Origin of the sequence: Rhodoblastus sp. (genome assembly GCF_052145335.1) — a bacterium.
Lineage (GTDB): Bacteria > Pseudomonadota > Alphaproteobacteria > Rhizobiales > Beijerinckiaceae > Rhodoblastus.
In genome coordinates this window covers 38,895-60,426 of record NZ_JBKQOU010000224.1, presented here as the reverse complement: position 1 = coordinate 60,426, position 21,532 = coordinate 38,895, and the positions used below count along the sequence as shown (strand labels likewise).

Annotated in this window: 25 protein-coding genes; 10 read left to right on the top strand and 15 right to left on the bottom strand. The window is 61.3% G+C overall.

Annotated elements, in window-relative coordinates; translation table 11 throughout:
* The coding region (locus tag ACLP2E_RS14405) for a hypothetical protein (protein ID WP_442466328.1) at nt 1-231 on the bottom strand (231 nt) is incomplete at its 3' end.
* Between the two features lie 152 nt (nt 232-383).
* Between ACLP2E_RS14405 and ACLP2E_RS14400 the strand changes: the two genes are divergently transcribed.
* The gene (locus ACLP2E_RS14400; RefSeq protein WP_442466326.1) at nt 384-602 is read left to right on the top strand and encodes a hypothetical protein; all 219 of its coding nucleotides are present in this window, start codon (nt 384-386) and stop codon (nt 600-602) included.
* Nucleotides 603-690: 88 nt separating this feature from the next.
* Here ACLP2E_RS14400 and ACLP2E_RS14395 read toward each other — a convergent pair whose 3' ends face one another.
* Entirely contained in the window at nt 691-2,142 is a 1,452-nt protein-coding gene (locus ACLP2E_RS14395; RefSeq protein WP_442466325.1) for a sensor histidine kinase, read from the bottom strand.
* A 314-nt stretch (nt 2,143-2,456) separates the two neighbouring features.
* On the opposite strand from ACLP2E_RS14395, the gene ACLP2E_RS14390 reads away from it, so the two are divergent.
* Nucleotides 2,457-3,296: a response regulator gene (locus ACLP2E_RS14390; protein ID WP_442463346.1), complete on the top strand. Its 840-nt coding sequence runs from the start codon at nt 2,457-2,459 to the stop codon at nt 3,294-3,296.
* Between the two features lie 103 nt (nt 3,297-3,399).
* Here the strand turns inward: ACLP2E_RS14390 and ACLP2E_RS14385 are convergent, their stop codons facing one another.
* Both ACLP2E_RS14385 and ACLP2E_RS14380 read right to left on the bottom strand, forming a co-directional pair.
* Nucleotides 3,400-3,810, bottom strand: coding sequence for a PRC-barrel domain-containing protein (locus ACLP2E_RS14385; protein ID WP_442463347.1), 411 nt, complete (start codon nt 3,808-3,810; stop codon nt 3,400-3,402).
* A 410-nt stretch (nt 3,811-4,220) separates the two neighbouring features.
* Nucleotides 4,221-4,700: a phasin family protein gene (locus ACLP2E_RS14380; RefSeq protein ID WP_442463348.1), complete on the bottom strand. Its 480-nt coding sequence runs from the start codon at nt 4,698-4,700 to the stop codon at nt 4,221-4,223.
* Between the two features lie 274 nt (nt 4,701-4,974).
* Here ACLP2E_RS14380 and ACLP2E_RS14375 point away from each other — a divergent pair, with 274 nt between their 5' ends.
* A complete protein-coding gene (locus tag ACLP2E_RS14375) occupies nt 4,975-5,541 on the top strand; it encodes a type 1 glutamine amidotransferase domain-containing protein (RefSeq protein ID WP_442463349.1) in 567 nt (188 codons plus the stop codon).
* A 33-nt stretch (nt 5,542-5,574) separates the two neighbouring features.
* Here the strand turns inward: ACLP2E_RS14375 and ACLP2E_RS14370 are convergent, their stop codons facing one another.
* From ACLP2E_RS14370 to ACLP2E_RS14355, 4 genes are all read right to left on the bottom strand, one after another.
* Entirely contained in the window at nt 5,575-5,778 is a 204-nt protein-coding gene (locus tag ACLP2E_RS14370) for a hypothetical protein (protein WP_442463350.1), read from the bottom strand.
* 414 nt (nt 5,779-6,192) lie between these two features.
* Complete coding sequence (locus tag ACLP2E_RS14365) at nt 6,193-6,384, bottom strand: CsbD family protein (RefSeq protein WP_442463351.1); 192 nt, start codon at nt 6,382-6,384, stop codon at nt 6,193-6,195.
* 66 nt (nt 6,385-6,450) lie between these two features.
* Nucleotides 6,451-6,603, bottom strand: coding sequence for a DUF3309 family protein (locus ACLP2E_RS14360; RefSeq protein ID WP_442463352.1), 153 nt, complete (start codon nt 6,601-6,603; stop codon nt 6,451-6,453).
* A 191-nt stretch (nt 6,604-6,794) separates the two neighbouring features.
* Nucleotides 6,795-7,931 (bottom strand): zinc-binding metallopeptidase family protein, encoded by a 1,137-nt coding sequence (locus ACLP2E_RS14355; protein WP_442466324.1) that lies wholly within the window; start codon nt 7,929-7,931, stop codon nt 6,795-6,797.
* A 201-nt stretch (nt 7,932-8,132) separates the two neighbouring features.
* On the opposite strand from ACLP2E_RS14355, the gene ACLP2E_RS14350 reads away from it, so the two are divergent.
* Entirely contained in the window at nt 8,133-8,621 is a 489-nt protein-coding gene (locus ACLP2E_RS14350) for a YciE/YciF ferroxidase family protein (RefSeq protein ID WP_442463354.1), read from the top strand.
* A gap of 51 nt (nt 8,622-8,672) precedes the next feature.
* Here the strand turns inward: ACLP2E_RS14350 and ACLP2E_RS14345 are convergent, their stop codons facing one another.
* The gene (locus tag ACLP2E_RS14345; protein WP_442466323.1) at nt 8,673-9,497 is read right to left on the bottom strand and encodes a transglutaminase-like domain-containing protein; all 825 of its coding nucleotides are present in this window, start codon (nt 9,495-9,497) and stop codon (nt 8,673-8,675) included.
* Between the two features lie 76 nt (nt 9,498-9,573).
* Nucleotides 9,574-10,506, bottom strand: a complete 933-nt coding sequence (locus tag ACLP2E_RS14340; protein ID WP_442466322.1) for a transglutaminase family protein — start codon at nt 10,504-10,506, stop codon at nt 9,574-9,576.
* A gap of 260 nt (nt 10,507-10,766) precedes the next feature.
* On the opposite strand from ACLP2E_RS14340, the gene ACLP2E_RS14335 reads away from it, so the two are divergent.
* Both ACLP2E_RS14335 and ACLP2E_RS14330 read left to right on the top strand, forming a co-directional pair.
* A complete protein-coding gene (locus tag ACLP2E_RS14335) occupies nt 10,767-11,804 on the top strand; it encodes an AI-2E family transporter (RefSeq protein ID WP_442466321.1) in 1,038 nt (345 codons plus the stop codon).
* Between the two features lie 79 nt (nt 11,805-11,883).
* A complete protein-coding gene (locus ACLP2E_RS14330; protein WP_442466320.1) occupies nt 11,884-13,041 on the top strand; it encodes a PQQ-dependent sugar dehydrogenase in 1,158 nt (385 codons plus the stop codon).
* A 6-nt stretch (nt 13,042-13,047) separates the two neighbouring features.
* On the opposite strand, the gene ACLP2E_RS14325 is transcribed toward ACLP2E_RS14330, so the two are convergent.
* Nucleotides 13,048-14,262, bottom strand: a complete 1,215-nt coding sequence (locus tag ACLP2E_RS14325) for an MFS transporter (RefSeq protein WP_442463359.1) — start codon at nt 14,260-14,262, stop codon at nt 13,048-13,050.
* 30 nt (nt 14,263-14,292) lie between these two features.
* On the bottom strand, nt 14,293-15,315 hold the full coding sequence (locus tag ACLP2E_RS14320) for an Lnb N-terminal periplasmic domain-containing protein (protein WP_442466319.1): 1,023 nt from the start codon (nt 15,313-15,315) through the stop codon (nt 14,293-14,295).
* A 211-nt stretch (nt 15,316-15,526) separates the two neighbouring features.
* Between ACLP2E_RS14320 and ACLP2E_RS14315 the strand changes: the two genes are divergently transcribed.
* From ACLP2E_RS14315 to ACLP2E_RS14305, 3 genes are all read left to right on the top strand, one after another.
* Complete coding sequence (locus tag ACLP2E_RS14315; protein ID WP_442463361.1) at nt 15,527-16,459, top strand: ABC transporter ATP-binding protein; 933 nt, start codon at nt 15,527-15,529, stop codon at nt 16,457-16,459.
* Nucleotides 16,456-17,217 (top strand): ABC transporter permease, encoded by a 762-nt coding sequence (locus ACLP2E_RS14310; RefSeq protein WP_442463362.1) that lies wholly within the window; start codon nt 16,456-16,458, stop codon nt 17,215-17,217. Before ACLP2E_RS14315 ends, ACLP2E_RS14310 begins: the two co-directional genes overlap by 4 nt.
* A 198-nt stretch (nt 17,218-17,415) precedes the next feature.
* Nucleotides 17,416-17,892 (top strand): J domain-containing protein, encoded by a 477-nt coding sequence (locus tag ACLP2E_RS14305; RefSeq protein WP_442466318.1) that lies wholly within the window; start codon nt 17,416-17,418, stop codon nt 17,890-17,892.
* Nucleotides 17,893-17,900: 8 nt separating this feature from the next.
* On the opposite strand, the gene ACLP2E_RS14300 is transcribed toward ACLP2E_RS14305, so the two are convergent.
* Entirely contained in the window at nt 17,901-18,152 is a 252-nt protein-coding gene (locus ACLP2E_RS14300; protein WP_442466317.1) for a hypothetical protein, read from the bottom strand.
* 245 nt (nt 18,153-18,397) lie between these two features.
* Between ACLP2E_RS14300 and ACLP2E_RS14295 the strand changes: the two genes are divergently transcribed.
* Complete coding sequence (locus ACLP2E_RS14295) at nt 18,398-19,624, top strand: potassium channel family protein (protein ID WP_442466316.1); 1,227 nt, start codon at nt 18,398-18,400, stop codon at nt 19,622-19,624.
* A 167-nt stretch (nt 19,625-19,791) separates the two neighbouring features.
* On the opposite strand, the gene hemW is transcribed toward ACLP2E_RS14295, so the two are convergent.
* Together hemW and ACLP2E_RS14285 are read right to left on the bottom strand one after the other, a co-directional pair.
* Nucleotides 19,792-20,964: a radical SAM family heme chaperone HemW gene (gene hemW, locus ACLP2E_RS14290; RefSeq protein ID WP_442466315.1), complete on the bottom strand. Its 1,173-nt coding sequence runs from the start codon at nt 20,962-20,964 to the stop codon at nt 19,792-19,794.
* A 154-nt stretch (nt 20,965-21,118) separates the two neighbouring features.
* On the bottom strand, nt 21,119-21,511 hold the full coding sequence (locus ACLP2E_RS14285) for a hypothetical protein (protein WP_442466314.1): 393 nt from the start codon (nt 21,509-21,511) through the stop codon (nt 21,119-21,121).
* Between the last annotated feature and the right edge of the window lie 21 nt (nt 21,512-21,532).

Sequence of the window (21,532 nt, the reverse complement as noted above, 5' to 3'; positions counted from 1 at the left end):
GCGCGCTTCCGCGGAACCTGCCGCCCGTGCGGAGGCGCACGACTCGTCGGCACGAAAAAGGGTTGCGACCATGGACAGTGTGGCGCCTGCACGGTGCTTGTCGGCGGCAGGCGCGTTCTCGCCTGTTTGACGCTGACGGCATCCGGCGAGAACGCGAGGGACCACCAATGGTTGCAGAGAAATTCGCCAATGGTTGCAGCGAATTTCGCAATGACCGATTGCGTTTTTCACCAGCGCTATCCAAACGCTGAACGCGTTTGAAAAACATAAAGATCAAGAACTGAAACGGGATCTCCCATTCGGTCGTTATGGAGCGCAGGCGCAGTCGCCTTGATCGCTGTGAGGCGTCACGTGGCGGATGATTTTTCCGCGAACTGCATTGCTTGGCCACGCGGGATTCTGCTGATCGCGTCGTTGTCGCTTTGCGCCGCCACGGTCCGGACGGCATGGGCTCGACTGAAGGCCCTGCGCTCAAGGACTCTCTCAAGACCATGAATTACGCCACGTTCACGGCGACGGTCGCGCAAGGCAAAAAAGATCTCGGCGCGGGCCAGGAGAAGGTCATGCCGCCATTGGGAACGGACAAGAACGTCATGTGCTAACCGGAGCCCGCGCGCGAGACGCTGAAAATCTCTGCATGGGTCCAGAATAAGCTATCCCGACTATCGCGGCGCAAGCCGATCGGCGCGCTCAAGCAGCGCGAATGCGGTCGGCGGGGATTTCGAGGTGAATGGTCAGACCCTCAGGGCGCCAATCTCGCCGGATCTCGCCGCATAACTGGCCTTCGACCGTCGCCTTCACCAGGCGCGAACCGAACCCGTCTGCGGCGACCGGAAGCTTCAACTGGGGGCCGCCATGCTCCGCCCACTCGACGAAGAAACCGCCCTCATGTTCCGAGCAATGAATTTCGACGCGGCCGTCGGGAATGGACAACGAGCCGTATTTGGCGGCGTTGGTGCAGAATTCGTTGATCAGCAAGGCGAAGCAGGTCACCGCGTCGCTCCTCAGGGAAAAGTCGCAGCAATGGATCTGAATTCGAGGCGGCTTGTCCGAGCCGCCCTGGTAAGGCGCCACGATGGTTTCAAACAGGGCCTGAAGGGTCGCCTGTTGTTCGGTAGGTTCGCCGGTTTCAAGGAGCTGTGGAATCGTCAGGTCCTGGGCCCTTGCCAGCGCGCTCAAACGGTCTGTCGCCGCTGAGACAAGTTCCGCGGGCGTCGCCGCAGAGCGCGCGCTCAAGGTCACGATGCTGATCGCAAGGGTGAACAGATTTTTTATGCGGTGGGTCATTTCGCGCAGGAGGAGGCGTTGCTGCTCTTCCGCGCGCCGCCGCAAGGTGATGTCGCGGGCGATCTTCGACGCCCCGATAACGCGGCCGGCGCGGTTTTTTATCGGCGACACCGAGAGGGAGATATTCACCAGGCAGCCGTCCTTTCGACGGCGAATGGTTTCGTAATGGCGGATGCGTTCGCCTCGCCGCAGTCGTGCGAGAATGCCGGGCTCTTCGTCAGGGCGATCTTCAGGGATCAACATAGCGATGGGTTGGCCGATGGCTTCCTCGGCCGAATAGCCGAACAAACGCTCCGCCCCGGCGTTCCAGTCGGTAATCACGCCATTGATGTCCTTGGCGATAATCGCGTCGTCGGACGATTCGACGATCGCGGCCAGCCGCTGCATTTCCTGCTCGACGACGACGCGGTCGGGGCAGGCGACCAATAAATTGACCGCGCCGACAATGGCGCCGTCGCGATCCGTTATCGGCGCTGGAAACGCAAAAAATGGAATACGGCTGCCGTCCGCGCGTTCGCCGAGCGCCTGCAGGTCGCGGAGGGCGTGGCCGTGCTTCAACGCCAATGCGACCGGACTATCTTCCTTGTCCAAGGGCGCGCCGTCCGGGCTCAAAAGCCGCCAGACCCCATCGAACTCATTCGTTCCAAGTTCCGGGCTCGCCCCCCACATTTCTGCCGCCGCAGAATTGAAAAACGTGATCCTTCCTGTCGTATCGGTCGCGTAAACGGCTTCCGACAGAGATCGAAGGATAAAGGGCGACATCGCATCGGCAGCGCTCGCGAAGGAATTGCCAATCATCGAAGCCTCAAGGCCGCCGCCGACAAGATCCGCATCCTCTCGCGAAAGCCTGTTCATGCCCTCTCCATTGTCTGCTGTTATCTATTGCGGTTTGATAACTCGCTCTTTTGCTCACGAGCTCCCGTGTTCATGTAAGATAACCGCCATGCTTTATAACAACATAAACGTAACGGGAAAAGCAGCTCCCTATTTGGGGCTTCCTGAAGAGAATTTCAATTGATCGATGCGCTTTTAAATCGGCCCGTTAGGCCATAAGCTCAACTTTTAAGTTTTTTACAGGAAAGTTCACGAAAAATTGCTTGAAATAACAGTGTCGATACAGCTGACATTCAGGTTTTTGTAACTATCCTTGGAGGAAGGAGGAGCTAGCCATGCCTATCACCAGCCTGATCGCTCCACAATTACCGCTACTGCGCCGCTACGCCCGGGCCCTGTCCGGGTCGCAGAAAAGCGGCGACGCCTACGTCGTCGCACTCCTTGAAACACTGGTAGCCGACCAGAGTGTCTTTGATCGCACAGTCGATCCGCGCGAGGAATTATACCGCCTGTTTTCCCGCATCTGGAACTCAATGCCGTTGAACGGAAGCGAAATCCATCTGGAGATCGCCGCGCACGACCGCCGGCTGGACGCGATTACGCCATTGCCGCGACAGGCGTTTCTCTTGACGGCGATGGAAGGATTCGATCATCGGCAATCGGCCCGGATTCTCGGCGTCGGACCTCAGAAGTTCGATGACCTCATCGAGAAGGCGGGCCAGGAAATCGGCGCCCTGGTCGCCTCGAAAGCGGTGATCATCGAGGATGAACAGGTCATCGCAATGGCGTTGGAAAATCTGCTGGTCGGCCTTGGGCATGAGGTCGCGGGAATAGCGCGCACCCATGCCGAAGCAGTGGCGCTCGTGCGCGCCGAACGACCTGGAATTGTGCTTGCCGATATTCATCTCGCCGACGGCAGTTCAGGCATCGATGCGGTGAACGAAATTCTCCGGAGCTTCGACGTGCCGGTCGTTTTCATCACGGCCTATCCCGAACTGCTGCTGACCGGCGAAAGGCCGGAGCCGACTTTCCTGATCGTCAAGCCGTTCGCCGAGGATATGGTCAAGGCCGTCGTCAGCCAGGTGCTTTTCTTCAACGAAGGACGCCCCTTCGACGGCGTTCCTCCAGGCGAAAGCAATATTGCAGCCATTGCGAAGCAGCTGCCGACGGTTTGACGGCCGATTGAAAGAAAGCCCTGAGGCGTCGCCCAAAGGGCCGCCACAGGGCTTTTTTACCGTCCATCCGGACGCGCGACAAACCATCCGGGTGAGCCGGCTGTCACCGCGGCGCCGGAACCCAGGTGGTCTTTTGCCGATCGTAAGTATAAGTGGCGCCGCCCTTCAATGCGTCCACGGTCGAATCCATGACAAGGCGCCATTTTTCGTTGCCATTGTTCTTGATCTGGATGGCTTCGAAAGGCACGGCGACATCCTTTTCGTCGGCGCCGAGCAGACCGCCTACTCCGACAATCACGGCTCTCGCTTTACCGCTCTTGTCGATCAGCACGTCCTTGACTTGCCCAAGTTTCGAATTGTTCGGATCGTAAACATCCTGTTTGTACCAATCCGTCACGGTGACCGAATCGGCAGGAATGCTTGGCATCGGACGAATTGGCGCGGCGCGGGCTCCCGCCGTCATGACCATGGTCGTCGACATCGAAACGAGCATCAAACCGATCGCTTTTTTCATGTGTGTCTCCCTCGGTTGTTGCGCGCGGAATGTTTTGAAGCTGCCGTTCCACGCGATAGAATCAATGCGCTGGTTCTCACTTGATGAACCGGTCTCAACGTTTGTCAGTTCCTGTTTTCACCGGGCCTGCGATGGTCGAAAAAACATTGTTGAGGTTGCTGCGAAAGTTCTTGGAATTGCGAATGTGATCAGCATGGACAGCATAGGTTGTCCCTTCAGCTCGGATCGTCCGGTATAAAAACATCAAGTGGCCGCGATTGTTCCAAGTCATTAAACTGTAAGGCTATTCGAGTTAAGGTGAAGGCTCGCCACGCCGATAATTCTACACGTCAAAACGTGCCGCCATGCCGCCCCATCATCGCCAGCCGCGTTTCCGGCTCGCGATGACGGTTTGCCGAGTTCGCGGGCGGCTATCGTGTTGTCGAGCGCACAGCCTCTGCGGTCTTGTCGGTTGCCGAGCGGACGGCCTCGGTGGTCTTGTCGGTTGCGTGGCGCGCCGCCGACGTCGTCCTCTCAGCCATCGAACGGGCCGTGTCCGCGGCCTTGTCCATAGCCGAGCCGCCCTGTTCGGCCATCTTGCCGAATGCTTCCCGGTAGCTTCCGATAATTTCGGCGGGCGTCGACGCCGCGATTTCCGCGATCCGCGGATAATGCGCGCCAAGCGTCTCGAAAGTCGCCTTGACCAGCTCCGTCTGGACGTCGAACACTTCCGGCAGGCTCCTGACTTCCCTCAATTTCTGTGCGGCCTTTGCGCCCGCCTCGATATTTTCATGCGACATCTGGGCAAATTCGGCGGCAATTGCTTGCGCCTTGCGGCCCATGCCCGCGAACACCGCCATTGGCCCGCTCATTTCGCGATCTTGCGAGGCGCCTTGCTGCTCTGAGGTCATGACTAACAACTCCGATATTGGTTTGGATGATTCGCTGCCTATGCGCCGCCACGGCCCGGGAGAGGCTCTCTGCGTGCAATTTGTTGCCGAAAACCCAGGCGACGCCTGCGCTAGCGAGGGGGGACAGAGCCGGTCGGCTTGTCGCGACGCACAACAAAACGACCGCCTATTGGTTCCTGAAATCCATCCAATTTTTCGCGCCGGCTGTGGCCGACGGAACCCTTTTCGCTCGCTTCGGATTGAGTGATTTCAGCAAGCAAATCTGGATAGAGACATGGGTGAAAGGTTGAGTGGCTGCCTGATCGCGGTGCTGGCGACAGATGGAGTCGAGCAGATCGAATTGACGGCGCCGGTCGCGGCCTTGCGTGACGAAGGCGCGGAGGTGCATGTCGTATCCGACAGGAAAGAGCGCATACAAGGTTTCAACCACCACGATCGGGGCGATGAGATCAAGGTCGACATGTCACTCGACGAAGCCGAAGCGGATAAATACGACGGCCTCGTCTTGCCTGGCGGCGTCATCAACCCCGACGCCTTGCGACTGAAACCGCGCGCCATAGAATTCGTTCGCCATTTCGTTGAGGCGAAACTTCCAATCGCTGCGATTTGTCACGGTCCATGGACCTTGATCGATGCGGGGGGCGCGTCGGGAAGGACCATGACATCGTGGCCCTCGCTCAAGACGGATCTCGGCAACGCCGGCGCCCAATGGGTGGACCGGGAAGTCGTCGTCGACGAAAATCTGGTGACCTCTCGCAAGCCGGACGACCTGCCGTCGTTCAATGCGAAAATGATCGACCTGATGGCGCACGCCGCGCACAATCACAGCGCGGCGGAATAACGCGTGGGCGGGGATGGCGGCATGTCTGGAGGATTACCACCAGCCGAACATGCCGCCAACCAACCAGACGATGGCGACCGCGAGGAGGCTGGTTACGAGAACCACTAAAACACGCCAGCCGCTCGGGGCCTGCCGGACGGTATCGCCTGTCACCACTTGCTCGCTGCCTTCGCGATAATGCGGAGGCGTCTTGATGTTGTCGGGCTCGACTTCGCGCATTTCGTCGTTTCTGGCCATGCGTCCTCCAAATCAGGAACGTGTTTTCCGCTGGTCCCCGCGGGAATTGTCACGCACGGGTTTTGGATTTTCGTTGTCATGGTTTTCCAATTCGCGTTCCTCGATCTCGGCCGCGTAGGGCTGTTTAGCCTCCCGCTCGGCGCGCATTTCCACGAGATCCTTGGATTCGCCGCCGGTGTTGCGACGTCGCGTTTCCGCCTCCTGAACTTGTGACTAGAGAACGCCTCGACACGTCATCGGAAACGCCGGCTCCAGTGCAGGCGCGGCTTCGAACGCGAGACCGGAACCATAGCGTCCGGCCACTTTACGAATGGCTGCCACACGAAAGGAAAACGCCGGAAGCCGCGGAGCGCTCTTCGCCGAAGCGGAGGAATTGGCGGTCGCAGCCTTCGAGTCGCGTCGCTTGGTCGCATGCTAAGATTTGTCGACCGTTTCCTTGATCAAATCCTTGATTTCTCCACCGGCTTTCTGGGCTGCGCCGGTGAATTCCTGGGCGACGCCTTTGGCTCGCAGGCCATCGTCGCCAATCGCGGCGCCCACGAGTCGTTTCGCCTTGCCTATGGCTTCGTTGGCGACCCCTTTGAGCTTGTCCGTCTTGCTGTTCATGAACAGGATTTCTCCCTTTCAGGATTCTTTTTTCGAAAGCGGCGACCACCGGCGATCGCGGTCGCGTCAAGCTCGTCCTGTGACCATCAGAATGATCACGATCAGGAGGATGAGTCCGATGCCGCCGCTCGGATAATAACCCCAGCCGGAGCTGTACGGCCAACTGGGCAATGCGCCAAACAGCGCAAGAACCAAAATGACCAGCAATATAGTCAACATGATTATCCTCCCTTTCGATGTTATCCATCGGCCCAGGCGCGTACATCGTCACGCGCTCGAAACAAAGATCGCGCCATCCAGCCGCGCTCGACGAACTCTCGTCCGCGCGCGGGCGCGACGCGGCGCGGATTTGATGTTTCCATCGAGTAGTGATCAAGGTCGCGTTGCAAAAAGCAAATCGGGACCGAGCGTCAACGCTGGCCTTGCAAAGAAGTTCCCGGCGCTCCACTTCGCAGATTGATGAAGCCTGCCACGCTGTATTGCGAGGATCTCGTTTCTCGAACCAGGCTGTGAATGAAATCCAGCTTCTCGATCACCGCCTGCGATAACACGAAAGGATATAGGTCCGGTTGGCCCAGGCTCCGGTTAAGGCCATTCAGCGCAATGGTGACCGGAACCCAGGCTGCGACGAGGTCGTCCATATCGCCGGCGCAATAAGGATCGAAAGCTCCTCCAAGTCTTGAATTCGGCTGGTCCGGCAATGTGACGCCGATGACCAATCCGAATGCGCGCGACGTTTCCAGCCCATCCACCATGTGCATGTAATGGGCCCACGTTTCGGCAAAATCTTCCCATGGGTGCGAGGCCGCGTAAGCGCTGATGAAATGGAGATTCCAGTCGGCCGGCGCGCCCGATTGATAATAGCGCCGCAACGCCTGGGCATAGTCTTCGCTTTCATCGCCAAAGATCGCGCGATACTGATCGATCTGGCCGCCGTCGCGAACCAGACGCTCCCAGTAATAATGCCCGATCTCGTGACGAAAATGACCCAGCAACGTGCGATAGGGCTCGCCCATCGCCATGCGGCGCGCTTCACGCGTGGCGTCATTGGCTTCAGCGATATTCAAGGTGATCAGCCCGTCTTCGTGACCGGTCAGCACCGGATTGACGCCATTGGCCGTCGTGTAATCCGCAAGCAGATCGAAGGCCAGGCCGGTCGAGGGTTCGTGGACCCGCGTGGGCATTGGAAGGCGCCAGCGCAGCAGCGAATAAAACAGGCGCCGCTTGGCAAGTTCGATTCTGCGCCAGGCGGTCTCATTCTCGGCGATGCTGAGATCTGGCAGGGTGCGGTCGTGACGGCAAGAATGACAAAACGTTTCGCCTTCATCGGCGGCGACAAGCCAGTTGCACGCGCCTGCGGCCGCATTGGCGCAAAAGACATAGCTTCTGGAGCGATCGGACAGCGTCTTCCATCGGTCGCCATCGGACTCAACGACGGACAGCTCCATCTGGTCGGTGGCGAAGCCCAGGCGACTTTTGCATTTGACGCAAATGGTGTTCTCGAAGTGCACGGCGTTGCCACAGACCTGACAGGTAAAAATCTTCATCGGAAAATTCCGCTGCTGGCGGGTGAAGGATTTTGCACATTCGCAGCGGCGCCGCGACATAGTCCTGCGCAACACGCAATCCGTCCCGAGGTTCCAAAAAAAAGGCGACGGCGCACGCCTGCAACCTCAAATATCGTTGCTGGCAGGAACTTTAGCGCATTGCCGGCGTTGCGGCCCACTCAACCAGCAGCGGAGGATTCCATGCCTGAGAAGAAGCTCAACGATCTTTTTTACGATATGTTGAAGGACATCTATTTCGCCGAACGCCAGATTTTGAAAAGTCTGCCGAAATTGGCGAAAGCCGCGCATTCGGAAGAATTGCGAAACGCTTTCCTGAAACATCGGGACGAGACGGAAGGCCAGGTCGAACGCCTCCAGCAGATTTTCGAAATGCTCGGCAAACGGGCGCAAGGCAAGACCTGCGAAGCCATCAACGGCATTCTCGAAGAAGGCCAGGAAATCATCGAGGAATACAAGGGCAGCGAGGCCCTCGACGCGGGATTGCTCGCGGGTGGGCAGGCCGTTGAACATTACGAAATGGCGCGCTACGGCACGTTGAAAAACTGGGCGACGCAGCTTGGCATGGCAGACGCCGCCAATCTTCTCGACGAAACCCTTCAGGAGGAAAAAAAGACCGACGCGCTGCTTACGCAATTGGCGCAGTCGGAAGTCAATCGCAAGGCCGCCTGAAGGCGCCGCCACAACGATGCAGGCCGCAGCGCAAACGCGCAGCGGCCTTTTTTACGCGGAAGCGCGCTGCTGATCCAGTTCGCGGGTCACCACTTCAAAACGCACGAGATTGGCGGTTCCAAACGCCGTGCTGATCGGGACGTCGGCGGCGTCGCGGCCGCGCCCGATGACGACGCGTCCGATGCGCGGATGATTGTGGCGCGCGTCGAACGTATACCAGCGCCCGTGGAGATAGACTTCGAACCAGGCGCTGAAATCCATCGGGGCAGGATCCCGGGGCACGCCGATATCGCCGAGATAACCGGTGCAATAGCGCGCCGGGACGTTCATGCAGCGGCAAAGCGCGATCGCGAGATGAGCGAAGTCTCGGCACACGCCGATCCCTTCGTGCAGCGAGTCGCTGGCGCAGCGCGTCGAGCGCGCGTGGGGATAGCTGAAGCGGATCTTCTCATGGACGAAATCGCAGATCGCCTGAACCCGGCGGTAGCCGCCGTTGATCCCCCCGAAATTCGCCCATGCAAAATCGGAGAGCTTGTCGCTGTCGCAATAACGGCTTGAAATAAGATAGATCAGCACATCATCGGGGAGGCCAACGACGGGCGTCAACTCGGTGTCGGGCGGCGTCGGTTCCGGTTCTCCGGAATCGTAAATCACCAGGCGGTTGTGAAATGAGACCAAGCCGGGCGGAACATCGAGACGAGTGACCCGGTTGCCATACAAATCCAGATAGCTGGTCATGGGAAGGTTCGGACGCGCGGTGACCAGATCCGCTGAACGCAAATCGGCCTCGCGCGAGGGATGAACGTTCAACTGGAGCAACATCGGCGTCCGCGCGGGACACTGGAATGCGATGTCGAAGCCGGCCTGAATCAGCATTGCGAGAATCTCGGCTGTTTGCGCCGGCGCGCGCCAGCGGAATTTTTATTGTCGCCAAGAACGGTTTTGCCGACGATTAGGTTCCTCTTTTTTTCCCCTCGTCGAGGTCGCGAGACGTCAAGCGGCTCTCTTCGGAGAGCTTTCGGACATGGACGGACACGTCCATTCCGTCTGCATCCGAGGGGGCGCCAAAATAGCTCCCGTGAAGCGGAATGGCTTGATGCGCCTCGCGGGCGACGGCGACGCGAATAAGGTCGCGATTGCCGACGATGCCATTGGTCGGATCGAATTCCACCCAACCGGAGCCCGGCAGGTAAATCTGGCACCAGGCGTGTGTCGAGCCGCCCCCCAGATAAGTTTCTCCCTCATCCCGGTCGGGCACGTAGAGATAGCCGGAGACAAAACGCGCCGCGAAACCCAGCGTGCGCGCCGCCTCCATCATCAGGGTCGCGAAATCGCGGCAGGAACCTTGGCGACGCGCAAGCGTTTGCAGAGGGCTTTGCGTTCCCTTGGCGACGCGGCGTTCATAGGACAGGCTTTCCTTGATCGCGTAGTTCAAGGTCATCAGCAGCTCGCCGGTCTCGGTCGGATTTCCCTGGTGCAGGAAACGCCGAACCCAGCGATCGAGCTCGCCGCCCGGATCGGGAAAATGTCGCTCGATCGAACGGGCAAGATCGGGCATTTCGTCGCCGTCGTAGGCGAAAGGATAAAATCGCGCTCGATCCTCAAGCAGGAACTCGGCGCCCTCGAACGGGTTGTGCGCCAGGGCGATGTTGCTCTCGACCGTCAGCTTGCGCGTCATGCCGTTGAAATCCGCGATCGCGACACAATTGTCGAAGACATCGTGGATCCAGCGCAGGCGACGAGGCTCCGGCTCGATTGCGAGGGATGCTTCGAGTAACTGCTGATCGTTGCTGTCACGAGGACGCAGCATCATCCGATGCTCGCCAAGCCGAACGGGCGCCGCGTAGCTGTAGGTCGTGACATGTTTTACAGAAAAAACAGGCATCCGCGACCAGTCGAATATCGATCTGCCTCACAGCTTTATAACGCGCGAGAGAATAACGAATCAATGAGCCTCGCAAACTGCGACGGCTTTGGTAGGACGTCTGACGCGATGGATAGGTTCCCGTCAGGTTCGAAGCTGGAAGCCATGGCGGACAGACATTCAAAACAGCGGCGTGAAGCGCGATGAACATCCACCCTGCCGAGAGCGACGCCGCGAGTGGCGCAAAAAACGCCGCCCCGCCGGCGCGAGGTCGACAAGCAATGAATGGACTTGCTGAGCGCCGCGGCGAATTGGCCGATTGGTCGGTCGTCGCGCTGTGTATCCTGGCGGCTTTCGCCGTCATGCGCGTGATGGCGGACCTGCTGGCGCCAATGATCGCGGCGGTGATCTTTGGCAGCCTGCTGTCGCGCGGCGTCGACCGGCTGCACAAGATCGGCCTGCCGCCGCCGGTTTCCGCAATCGGCCTCGTGGCGATCACCGGACTGACCCTCTTTATTTTCATCGATTCGCTGCTCGGTCCCATCACCGACTTCGTCGCCCGCGCTCCTGAAATGTTGACGAATCTGGGATCGGCGCTGACGCCGGTCGCGCGGCCGTTCACCTCGGCGCAAAATGGCTTGAGGGCGCTTCTCGGCGGCCAGAACGGCGGCTCGATGATCGTAAGCAGCGGCTTGTCTGCCCTGACGTCGATCTTTGGCGGCGCGCCACAAGCCATCGCCGAACTCGGTATTTTCTTCGTGACCTTGGCCTTTTTCGTCGCGGGGAGACAATCTTTGCGTCGCCGGATGATCATGACCTGGTCCGACCGCGAGCAGCGCTTCGCCACTTTGCGCATCGTCAACGCGGTCGAGGATTCGCTTGCGCTTTATTTCGGCTCCGCCGCGTCGATCTACGCAAGCGTGGCTTCCGCGGTAATCTTGATTGCGTGGGCGGCCGGTCTTGCCAAACCCGTCCTTTGGGGCGTCCTGACCTTTTTCGCCTGCTTCATCCCCTATCTGGGGCCGGCGCTCGTCACCCTTTCGCTTGCCGCCGGAGGACTGGCGGCGCATCCCGAAATCGGACTCGGCCTCGCGCCGGCGGGGGGCTTCCTGATCGTGCATCTGGTCAGCGATAACGCGATCATTCCCGCCCTGCTCGGCCATCGGCTCGAAATCAACCCCTTCGTGGTGTTCCTGTCGATCGTCTTCTGGGGCTGGATGTGGGGGCCGATCGGGGCGCTGCTGGCCACGCCGATCCTGCTCATTTTCGATACGATCAGGCAGGAGTTTACCGCGCAAGAGACGACATTGCCTCCGTGATCTGGATCGCGCGGCCAGCGGATCGTGCTATTCTGTGGTCGGCCTAGCCATAGTCTTGAAAGATGCCCGGGGCTTTTCGATGCGGTTCAAGACCCTGTTTCTTGCGTGCCTCTGTCTCGGCGCGACGCTGCATTCCGCCAGCGCAGATCATGCCGGCGATGTGAGCGCCGTGCTGGCGCGAATCAGATTGCCGCAGGGATTTCATATCGCGCTCTATGCGCTGGCGCCCGAGGCGCGCCATCTTGCCGTCGCGCCCGACGGCAAGACCGTCTTCATCGGCGCCAGAGGCGACAAGCTTTACAAGGTCGCCGCCGATCTCAAGGCGCCGGCGAAAGCCGAAATCTTCGCGCCGAACGAGAAGTTCGCGCTGCCAAGCGGCCCTTGTTTTGCGCCGGACGGAACCCTGTTCGTCGCCGAATTCGACCGCATCTTGAAATTCGCTCCCGCCTCCGGCGGCGGGTGGGACGAGGATCACCCCAAAGCGGTCGTGCCGCAGGGCAAGCTGGTTCCGCCGGAGACAAGCCACGGCCATGGCTTGCGCGTCTGCCGCGTCGGCCCGGACGGCAAGCTTTATGTGGCCGTCGGCCAGCCCCATAACGTGCCGCCCAAAGACAAAATGGCGCTTTACAATCAATGGGGCATGGGCGGGATCATCCGCATGAACCAGGACGGGTCCGCGCGCGAGGTTTTCGCTCGCGGCATTCGCAATTCCGTCGGCCTCGACTTCAACCCCGCCGACGGCGTGCTGTGGTTCACCGACAACCAGGTCGACATGATGGGCGACGACATTCCGCCCGAAGAGCTCAACCGGGCGCCGCGCGCCGGGATGAATTTCGGCTTTCCGTGGTATGGCGGCGGCCATGTCCGCACCCACGAATATGCCGACGAGACGCCACCGCCCGACGTGGTGTTTCCGGAGGTCGAACTGACCGCCCATGCCGCCGATCTCGGCATGACCTTCTATCGCGGCTCGCAATTTCCAGCCGAATGGCGCGGCGTTTTCATCGCCCAGCACGGCTCGTGGAACCGCACCGTTCCCGTCGGCGCGCGGGTGGTGTTCGTCCCCATGCGCGGCGGCAAGGCGGGCGCGTCGATTGCCTTCGCCGAAGGCTGGAATACAGGCAAGACGCCCTATCTCGGCCGCCCGGTGGACGTGGCGGAACTGCCCGACGGCTCCTTGATCGTCTCCGACGATCAGCAAGGCGCCCTGTACCGGATTTTCTACGACGGCAGATAAAACCCTTCAGCGCCGTCCGCCCGCCATTCGTTCCGCTTCCGGGCTGGCGCGCAAAGTCAGCATCGCCCCGACGCCGCACAGTGGACCCAAGGCGAGGATGCAGAAGGCGTAGCGCCAGCTCAGGAGATCGACGGCATAGGGCATCAGATGGATGCTCGCGAGGGTCAGCAGGAAGCCGATGCAGGTTTGCGCCGTCAGCATTGCCCCGCGCAGGTTGGCTTCGCTCAATTCCACGACGGAAGCCGAAAATTGCGCCGAATCGGCTATGACGCTGACGCCCCAGAGGATCCCGACGAACAGGACCCAGGCCGCCGATCCGCCGAAGGTCAGGCCGATCGACACCGCGCAGAGGCCGCTGACGGCCATGGCGAGGCTGGTGACGAGGGTGCGGCCGAGGCGGTCGGCGAGAAAGCCGCCCAGCAAGGCGCCGAAGGCGCCCGAAGCGATGATGAAGAAGGTCGCCAAAGCCGGATGCAAAGGCGGATGCTCGCCGTAACGGGCGCGAAAGCTGGCCGCGACGAAGGCGCCGATCCACGCCCACATGGCGTAAAGCTCCCACATGTGGCCGAAATAGCCGAAATTGACGAGCCGCAGCGGCCGCGACCGCCAGCCGATCATGATGTTCGACCATTTGAATTTGGGAACGACCGGCGCATTGGGGCCTATGCCGATCCACCCCGCCAGCAGCGCGGCGAGAAACGCGCCGCCGCTGGCGACGATACAGGGGAGACGCCAATCCAGCCCGCCGAAAGAGGCGGCAAGGTGCGGCAAAGCCGAGCCCAGCGTCAGCGAGCCGACCAGAAGGCCGATCAGCAGGCCGAGATCTTTGCGCGCCCAGGTCGCCGCCAGGGCCATGCCGACAGGATAGACGCCGGCGAAGCTCATTCCGGCGACAAAGCGCAGCGGCGGCGCAAAATCAGACACCGGCGGCAACAGCGCCAGCGCGCCGGTGCAGGCGGCGGCGACCAGCGCGGACGACCGGAACAAATGCCGCAGATCGATCCGGTCGGGCAAGGCGAACAGCGCACTGAAAAACGCGCCGACGACGAATCCCGCCTGCACGCTGGAAGTCAGCAGGGCTTCATAGAATGGGCTCATCGCCTCCTGCGCCCGGATCGAGGCGATCGAGGCGTTGGAGGCGAACCAGCAGGACATGGCCGCCACCTGGCAGACAAGCAATATCGCCAGCGAGCTTGTGCGTCCGGCCCCGGTTGCGGACATTGATCCTCCCGACGCCGTTTCGGCGCTTCGTTATTTTGACTCCAGCGCGATGGCGACGCCGGGAATACCGACACGTATCGCCCGGGAGAAGTCGAGCGAAGGCGCCCCGTCAGCAGCTATCGCGCGGTCGGCGATTTTCGAGCGTTCGCGCAATTCGGCGAAGGGGAGGCTCTGGTCCAGCGCGCCGTGATCATAGGCGAAATCGGGGAAATAGCCTGACGCGAGCACGCGCCAGTCGAGCGGAATGCCCGGCCTGACGGCTCTCGCGATATGGAACACCACCGTGGTGCAATTGGTCGTCGCGGTATTGTACCAGCGCGGATGTTCGGCGAGATCGTTGGCCTCATCGACATAGGTCAGCAGGATTTCGCGCGCGACCTCGGGGCGCGCGTTCATCCGGTAGATCCGCACATCCTCCCGGCGGACATTGGTGCGCAGGCGGATCAGGTCGCGCTCGTCGCCGGCCAGAGTGATCAGTTCGGCTGTTTTGAAGAAGCCCCCGAGCGCCGAAAAACTCTGGTCCTTTCGCAAGCGCATCTCGATCGACCAGACCAGAAATCTGCCGTCGGAGAAGCCGAAGCTCGCCAACGTATGGGCGATCGCCTCGCCCATCCAGTAATTGGCGAGGAGATCGACGCTGACCAGTTTGGAAAGATCATATCGCCGCGTCTCCCAGTGCGGCGTGAAATCGCTCTCGGTGCGCCAGTCGAAATTGCGTGCGTCGGTGAGGGTCAGGATGTTGCCCTCCACCGCGCCCCGAACGGTTCGATCCAGTCCCGGCGCCCACTCGCCCTCGTTGCTGGGCAATATCGTCGACCACCACGCCAGCAGCGCGGCGACCGCGACCGCCATGACGCCAAAAGCTTTCCATCGCCGCCCTGAGAACAGCGCGACGAGCGCGCCGATCGTGACGGCCGCCCATAAAGCGCTGAAACCCAAGCGGATCGGCGGCTCGAACGGCGCCCTGTACCAGATCGCGAGCGCTCCCCAAAGGCCGAAACCCATCGCGACCAGAGCGAGCGCCAGAATCGGCAGGGATCGAAAAACTCTCATTGCCCACCCTTGAAGGCTGCGAGAAACAGAAGCCAAATTGGTAGCGGCGCGCCGGGGCTCTGTCCAGCGCCGCTACAGCCGGGTCGAACGACATCCGTTAATCGAAAAAAGCGAAGACGCGCTTGCGTCACGGCCAGCGCCGGAATTGGCGCGGGCAGGCGTTTCATGGCAAGAAGGCGCACCATTCCTGCCGCTGAAGGAAGAACCGTTCTTGGACACAGTGCTTTCGATCAAAAACCTGACCAAGATCTATGGCAATGGTTTCGCCGCGCTCAAAGGCGTCGATCTGGCGATCTCGCGCGGCGAGATTTTCGCGCTTCTGGGCCCCAATGGCGCGGGAAAAACCACGCTCATCGGCATTGTCTGCGGCCTGGTTCGCCCGTCCGGCGGCGAAGTTCTGGTCGATGGCGGCGACATTGCCGCCGACTACCGCTCCGCGCGCAAAAAGATCGGGCTGGTGCCGCAGGAACTGTCGGTGAACATGTTCGAGACGGTGTGGGACACCGTGGTGTTTTCGCGCGGCCTGTTCGGCAAGCGCGCCGATCCCGGCCATATAGAGCGGGTGCTGCGCGATCTCTCGCTGTGGGACAGGAAGGACGCCAATATCCGCGCGCTGTCGGGCGGCATGAAGCGCCGCGTGCTGATCGCCAAGGCCTTGGCGCATGAACCCGAAATCCTGTTCCTCGATGAGCCGACCGCCGGCGTCGACGTCGAATTGCGCCGCGACATGTGGGAAATGGTGCGCCAACTGCGCGAAAAGGGCGTCACCATCATCCTCACCACCCATTACATCGAGGAGGCCGAGGACATGGCCGACCGGATCGGGGTGATCGACAAGGGCGAGATCATCCTCGTCGAGGAAAAACACGCGCTGATGCGCCGCCTCGGAAAGACCCGGGTGACCGTCGGCCTGAAACAGCAAATGGAGGCGGTCCCGCCAAAACTCTTTCCCCGGCCGCTTGAATTGTCGCAGGACGGCATGTCGCTCTCCTTCACCCAGACAGGCGAGGAGGATGAGCAGGCGGTCGGTCTCGCCGAACTGCTGAAAGAGCTTGCCTCGCGCAACATCGACTTTCGCTCGGTCAATACCGACCGCTCCTCGCTGGAGGATATTTTCATCGATCTGGTGGGGAAAAGCCGATGAACTGGGTGGGCGTTCGCGCGATCTACCAATTCGAACTCGCCCGCACCTGGCGGACCCTGTTCCAGAGCATCGCCTCGCCGGTGCTGTCGACGGCGCTTTATTTCGTGGTGTTCGGCTCCGCCATCGGTTCGCGCATGCCGCCGATCGACGGCGTCCCCTATGGCGCCTTCATCGTGCCCGGCCTGATCCTGCTCGCGGTGCTGACCGAAAGCGTCTCCAACGCGTCGTTCGGCATTTATCTGCCGCGCTTCACCGGCACGATTTACGAAATCCTGTCGGCGCCCGTTTCGGCCCTGGAGGTTCTGCTCGGCTATGTCGGCGCGGCGGCGACCAAATCCGTGATTCTCGGCCTGATCATTTTCGCCACGGCGCGGATTTTCGTGTCGTTCGACCTCGTCCATCCCTGGTGGTCGCTGGTGTTTCTGGTGCTGATTTCGGTGACTTTCGCGCTGTTCGGCTTCCTGCTCGGCCTGTGGGCGGATGGTTTCGAGAAATTGCAGATCGTGCCGCTGATGGTGATCTCGCCGTTGACCTTTCTCGGCGGCACCTTCTATTCGATCGACATGCTGCCGCCCTTGTGGCGCAAGGTCGCCCTGTTCAACCCGGTGGTCTATCTGGTCGATGGCTTTCGCTGGGCCTTTTACGACATAGCCGCCGTCGGCCCGACGATCAGCCTTGCCCTGACCCTGACCATGCTGCTCGCCTGCGTCAGCCTGGTCGTCTGGGCGTTCAAGACCGGCTACCGGCTTCGAACCTGAAGCGTATTCGCTAACGCGGACCTTCGGTTCAAGCGAAGTGGGGCCCGGTTCGCGTGAAGAACCTTTAGGTCCGCGTTGGCGAATACGCGTAAAAAACTGGAACCTCGATCCGATTCAATCGGAAAACGAGGCTCCAGGGCTTTGGCTTCGATCCTGCATATGTCGCCGCGAAACCGGGTTCGCAGCGGGTTTTGAAGCATGAGCGACAAGGATGATTGGGTGGTCTGGAACGGCTCGCTGGGCGTTCTCGACGTGGCGGCGATGGGCCGCGTCGAACATGACCCCTCCGGCAGAACCGCCTGGCTCGCCGCGCCCTATGATGTCGTCGGTCCGTTCAGCCTCGACGAGCTCGAAACCATTGGCCGCGTCGCCTTTGGCGCCTGCCTGGTCATGTCGCGGCGCAAATGGCAGGACGATCAGATCGAGCTTCGCATCGAGGCCCGCGAAAAGCGCCGCGCCTTCGCCGTGCGCTTCCGCGAACCCGACGACGACAGCGCCCATCGCGCTTTGCTGGAACTGCCGTTTGAGGGCGAATTGACGACCGTCGAGATCAATTCCGCTTTCCGCCGCCTCGCCAAATCGGCCCATCCCGACGTCGGCGGCAGCCACGACAACTATTGCCGCCTGACCGAAGCCCGCGACGCGCTGCTCGAACGGGCTTATTCGGTCAACTAGCCGGCAAATCAGTACCGCGTCGTCGAGGCGTGATGGCGATAATGCCTGTGTCTCCCACAGCCGCCGCGCATGCTGCAATTGATGTTCGGGCCCGCGGCATAGCCGATGACGCCGCCGGCGACCAGGCCGACCGGACCAAACACCAGAGCCCCTGCGCCGAGGCCAAGCATGCCGTCGAGCGCGCGGTCGTCCGCATAGGCGGCGCCGCTGGCGAGCGACAGGCCGAGAGCCAAAGCGGCGACGAGGGATTTATTGAACATTCTGCCATTTCCTTGATTAAACGTATGAAAAACGGCCCCCCGGCTTTTCGGTGGCGATCCTAGTCAGCCGAGTCGCCTGGCGCAAGCTTGATCATAAGCTGCCCAAAATCGCGGCTTGCATGATCAAACGGCAGCCGCATAAACTCATGCCCGGATGCGCCGCGTCCCAAGCTCAATCGCGCAGCCCGCCGTCACGAATCGCCCGGCGACGGCAAGGGTTGCAACTTTGTCGGGGACCCCACGACTTGACCCATGCGGAGGATGCGCCGGAAGGCAGTTCGGAGGGTGGGAATCCCGAAAAAGCCGCCGGCGATTCCGTAACGGGACGGGCGAGTGAAAATCAGGCGCAAGCGGAAATGGCCCGCGCCGCCCGCGACCGGCCGCGGGTGATCCGCCGCGTGCCCAAACCGAAAATGACCGGGCCATTCGATTCGCCGGGGCGCAACCTCGCCGTCGGAACCGCCTTCATCCTCGTCGTGATGCTGCTCGCCACGCTCGGCTACATGGCCTCCGGCTGGAGCTTTCGCGACGCCATCTACATGGTGATCGTCACTACCTACACCGTCGGCTACAACGAAGTCCGGCCCATCGACACGCCGATGCTGAACTTCATCACCCTGGGACTGATCATACTCGGCTGCACCGGCATGATCTTCCTCACCGGCGTCGTGGTGCAGTTCATCTCCCTGAGCCAGCTCAGCAAGATCACGGGTCTGAAGGCCATGAAGAAGCAGATCGATCAACTCGAAGGCCATGTCGTCATCTGCGGCTTCGGCCGCCTCGGCGTGGTGCTGGCGCGGGCCCTGCGCGCCTCGAGCGCCGGTTTCGTCGTCATCGAAAGCAACGAGGCGCGCGCCGCCGAGGCGCGGGCGCAGGAATTTCTCTGCATCCACGGCGACGCCACCGACGAGGCGGTGCTGATCGCTGCCGGCGTGACCCGCGCCAATGCCCTGGCCACCGTGCTTTCCAACGATGCGCTGAATGTCTTCATCACCTTGAGCGCGAGGGCGCTGAACGCCGACGTGCTGATCGTCTCGCGCGGCGTGCTGCCGAGCACCGAGAACAAGCTTTTGCAGGCCGGCGCCGACAAGGTGGTGCTGCCGACCCATATCGGCGGCGAGCGCATCGCCGAACTGATCCTCTATCGGGAATCCGCCCGACTGCTGGACAGCCTGGAGCGTTCGCACGGCTTCCAGCGCGTACTCAACAATTTCGGCATGGAGCTGGAAGTCATCACCGTCGCGCCGCGCAGCGCCGCCGCCCGCATGTCGGTCTCCGCCATCGAGCGCTACGCCAAGGGCGCCTTTTTTATCGTCCAGATCAATCGCCGCGACGGCGACGTTTTCACCGATCCGCCGCCGGCGACGATCATCGACGAGGGCGACGGCGTGGTGGTGATCGGCCGCGCCAATCGAGCCGCCGTGCTCACCTCGCTGTTCGAGCCGAAATCGCACCTTGGCGCGCGAGGGTAGGCTTTTCGCGGCGGGCTATCGTCCGGGGTTAGGGCCGCGACCATCCCAACCCGTCATTGCGAGCGAAGCGAAGCAATCCAGTGGCCTCAAAAAGAAGCTGAGCCTAGTCGCGGCCACTGAATTGCCGCGTCGCTTCGCTCCTCGCAATGACGACCGAAAAAACGCCTTCACGCCGCCAGATCGGCGACCACGGCGTCGAGCACCGGAAAGCCTTCCGAGGTCACGCGGATGCGGCCCTGGCGGGTATATTCCACCATGCCATGGGCGATCAGGTCGGCGACGCGCGAGGCCTCGAAACGCTTTCCCGTCAGCGCCTGGAAGCGCGCCGGGTCGATGCCCTCGGTGAGCCGCAGGCCCATCAGCAGGAATTCGTCGCCCTGCGCCTCGGTGGACAAGGTTTCGTCTTCGACCAGCCCGAAACCCTCCGTCTCGACCACCGTCAGCCACATTTCCGGATGCGGTTCGGTCGCCTGGGCGCGGCGGGCGCCCTTTGGAGTGAGGATGCGGCCATGAGCGCCGGGGCCGACCCCGACATATTCGCCATAGCGCCAATAGATCAGATTATGCCGGCTCTCGCCGCCCGGCTTGGCGTGATTGGAGATTTCATAGGCCGGCATGCCTGCCTTTTCCGTCAGTTCCTGGGTCACGTCCCAGAGCGCGCGCGCCGTTTCGACGTCCGGTATTCTCAATTTCTTGGCGCGATAAAGCTGCTCGAACATCGTGTCGGGCTCGATGGTCAATTGATAGAGCGACAGATGTTCCGGCGCGCGGGCGAGCGCCTCGGTCAATTCCCTGGCCCAGACCTCCGGCGTCTGGCCGGGGCGGGCGTAAATCAGGTCGAAGGACGCGCGGTCGAAAGTAGCTGTTGCGATGTCCAGCGCGCGAAACGCTTCCTCCGCCGTGTGCATGCGGCCCAGCATTTTCAGGTCGACGTCGTTCATCGCCTGCACGCCGAGCGAGACGCGATTGACTCCCGCCTGGCGATAACCCCTGAATCGCCCCGCCTCAACGCTGGTCGGGTTGGCCTCGAGCGTGATCTCGGCTTTGGGGTCGAGCTTCCACAATTTGCCGATGGTCTCGATGATCGCCGCCACGGTTTCCGGCGCCATCAGCGAGGGCGTGCCGCCGCCGAAGAAGATCGAGCGCACCGCCCGTCCCGGCGTCAGCGCGGCGCGGTGTTTAAGCTCCGCCTGAATGGCTGAGAGAAAGCGCGGCTCATCGACGCCGCCGCGCCGGACATGGCTGTTGAAGTCGCAATAGGGACATTTCGACAGGCAGAACGGCCAATGGACGTAAACGCCAAAGCCGGGGTCGGGAATCATGGGGACGATGCTGGCCATGATTCCTTATGCCATTTCTGGAATTTGCCGTCACGCGACGCTTAACGAAATCTTCAGCTTGTTTGAATGGGGGTTAACGGGAAGCGGTTTCCCGCCGAGAAAAGAGGGGACCGGCCTGAGGCTGCGGCCAGTCCGCGTTTAAGCAATACGCCACTCACAACTCCTGGACAGGACCCGCAAAGCGCGCTTCTTTTCCTTGAAAGTCGCGCCGATGGGACAAGCCGTCTGCGTCTCGGGAAGTCCGGCGCACGCTGTTCGCAAGATTTAGCAGTTGATCTATCAATCGCCGTTTGCGGGCTTTGGCCTTCGTTCCAAAAATCTCGAGCGTCTCAGCCGGGACCCGTCCTATCGTCGCGACAAGCCGGGGCTCGACGAAGGCGGCGACAGGTTCTTCGATGATGACGATCCCCGCGTGAAAATCAGCGAACTGCCGAGCCGCAAACCTGGCTGCGTCGTCCGTGTCCAGTCGGGCGGGCGCGCCCGGTTGAAGCTTGCCTTCAGCATTGCCATCGAATGGAACAATCAGGAATGTCGTTTCGCCCATCATGGCCGCCCCCGTGCTTAGTCG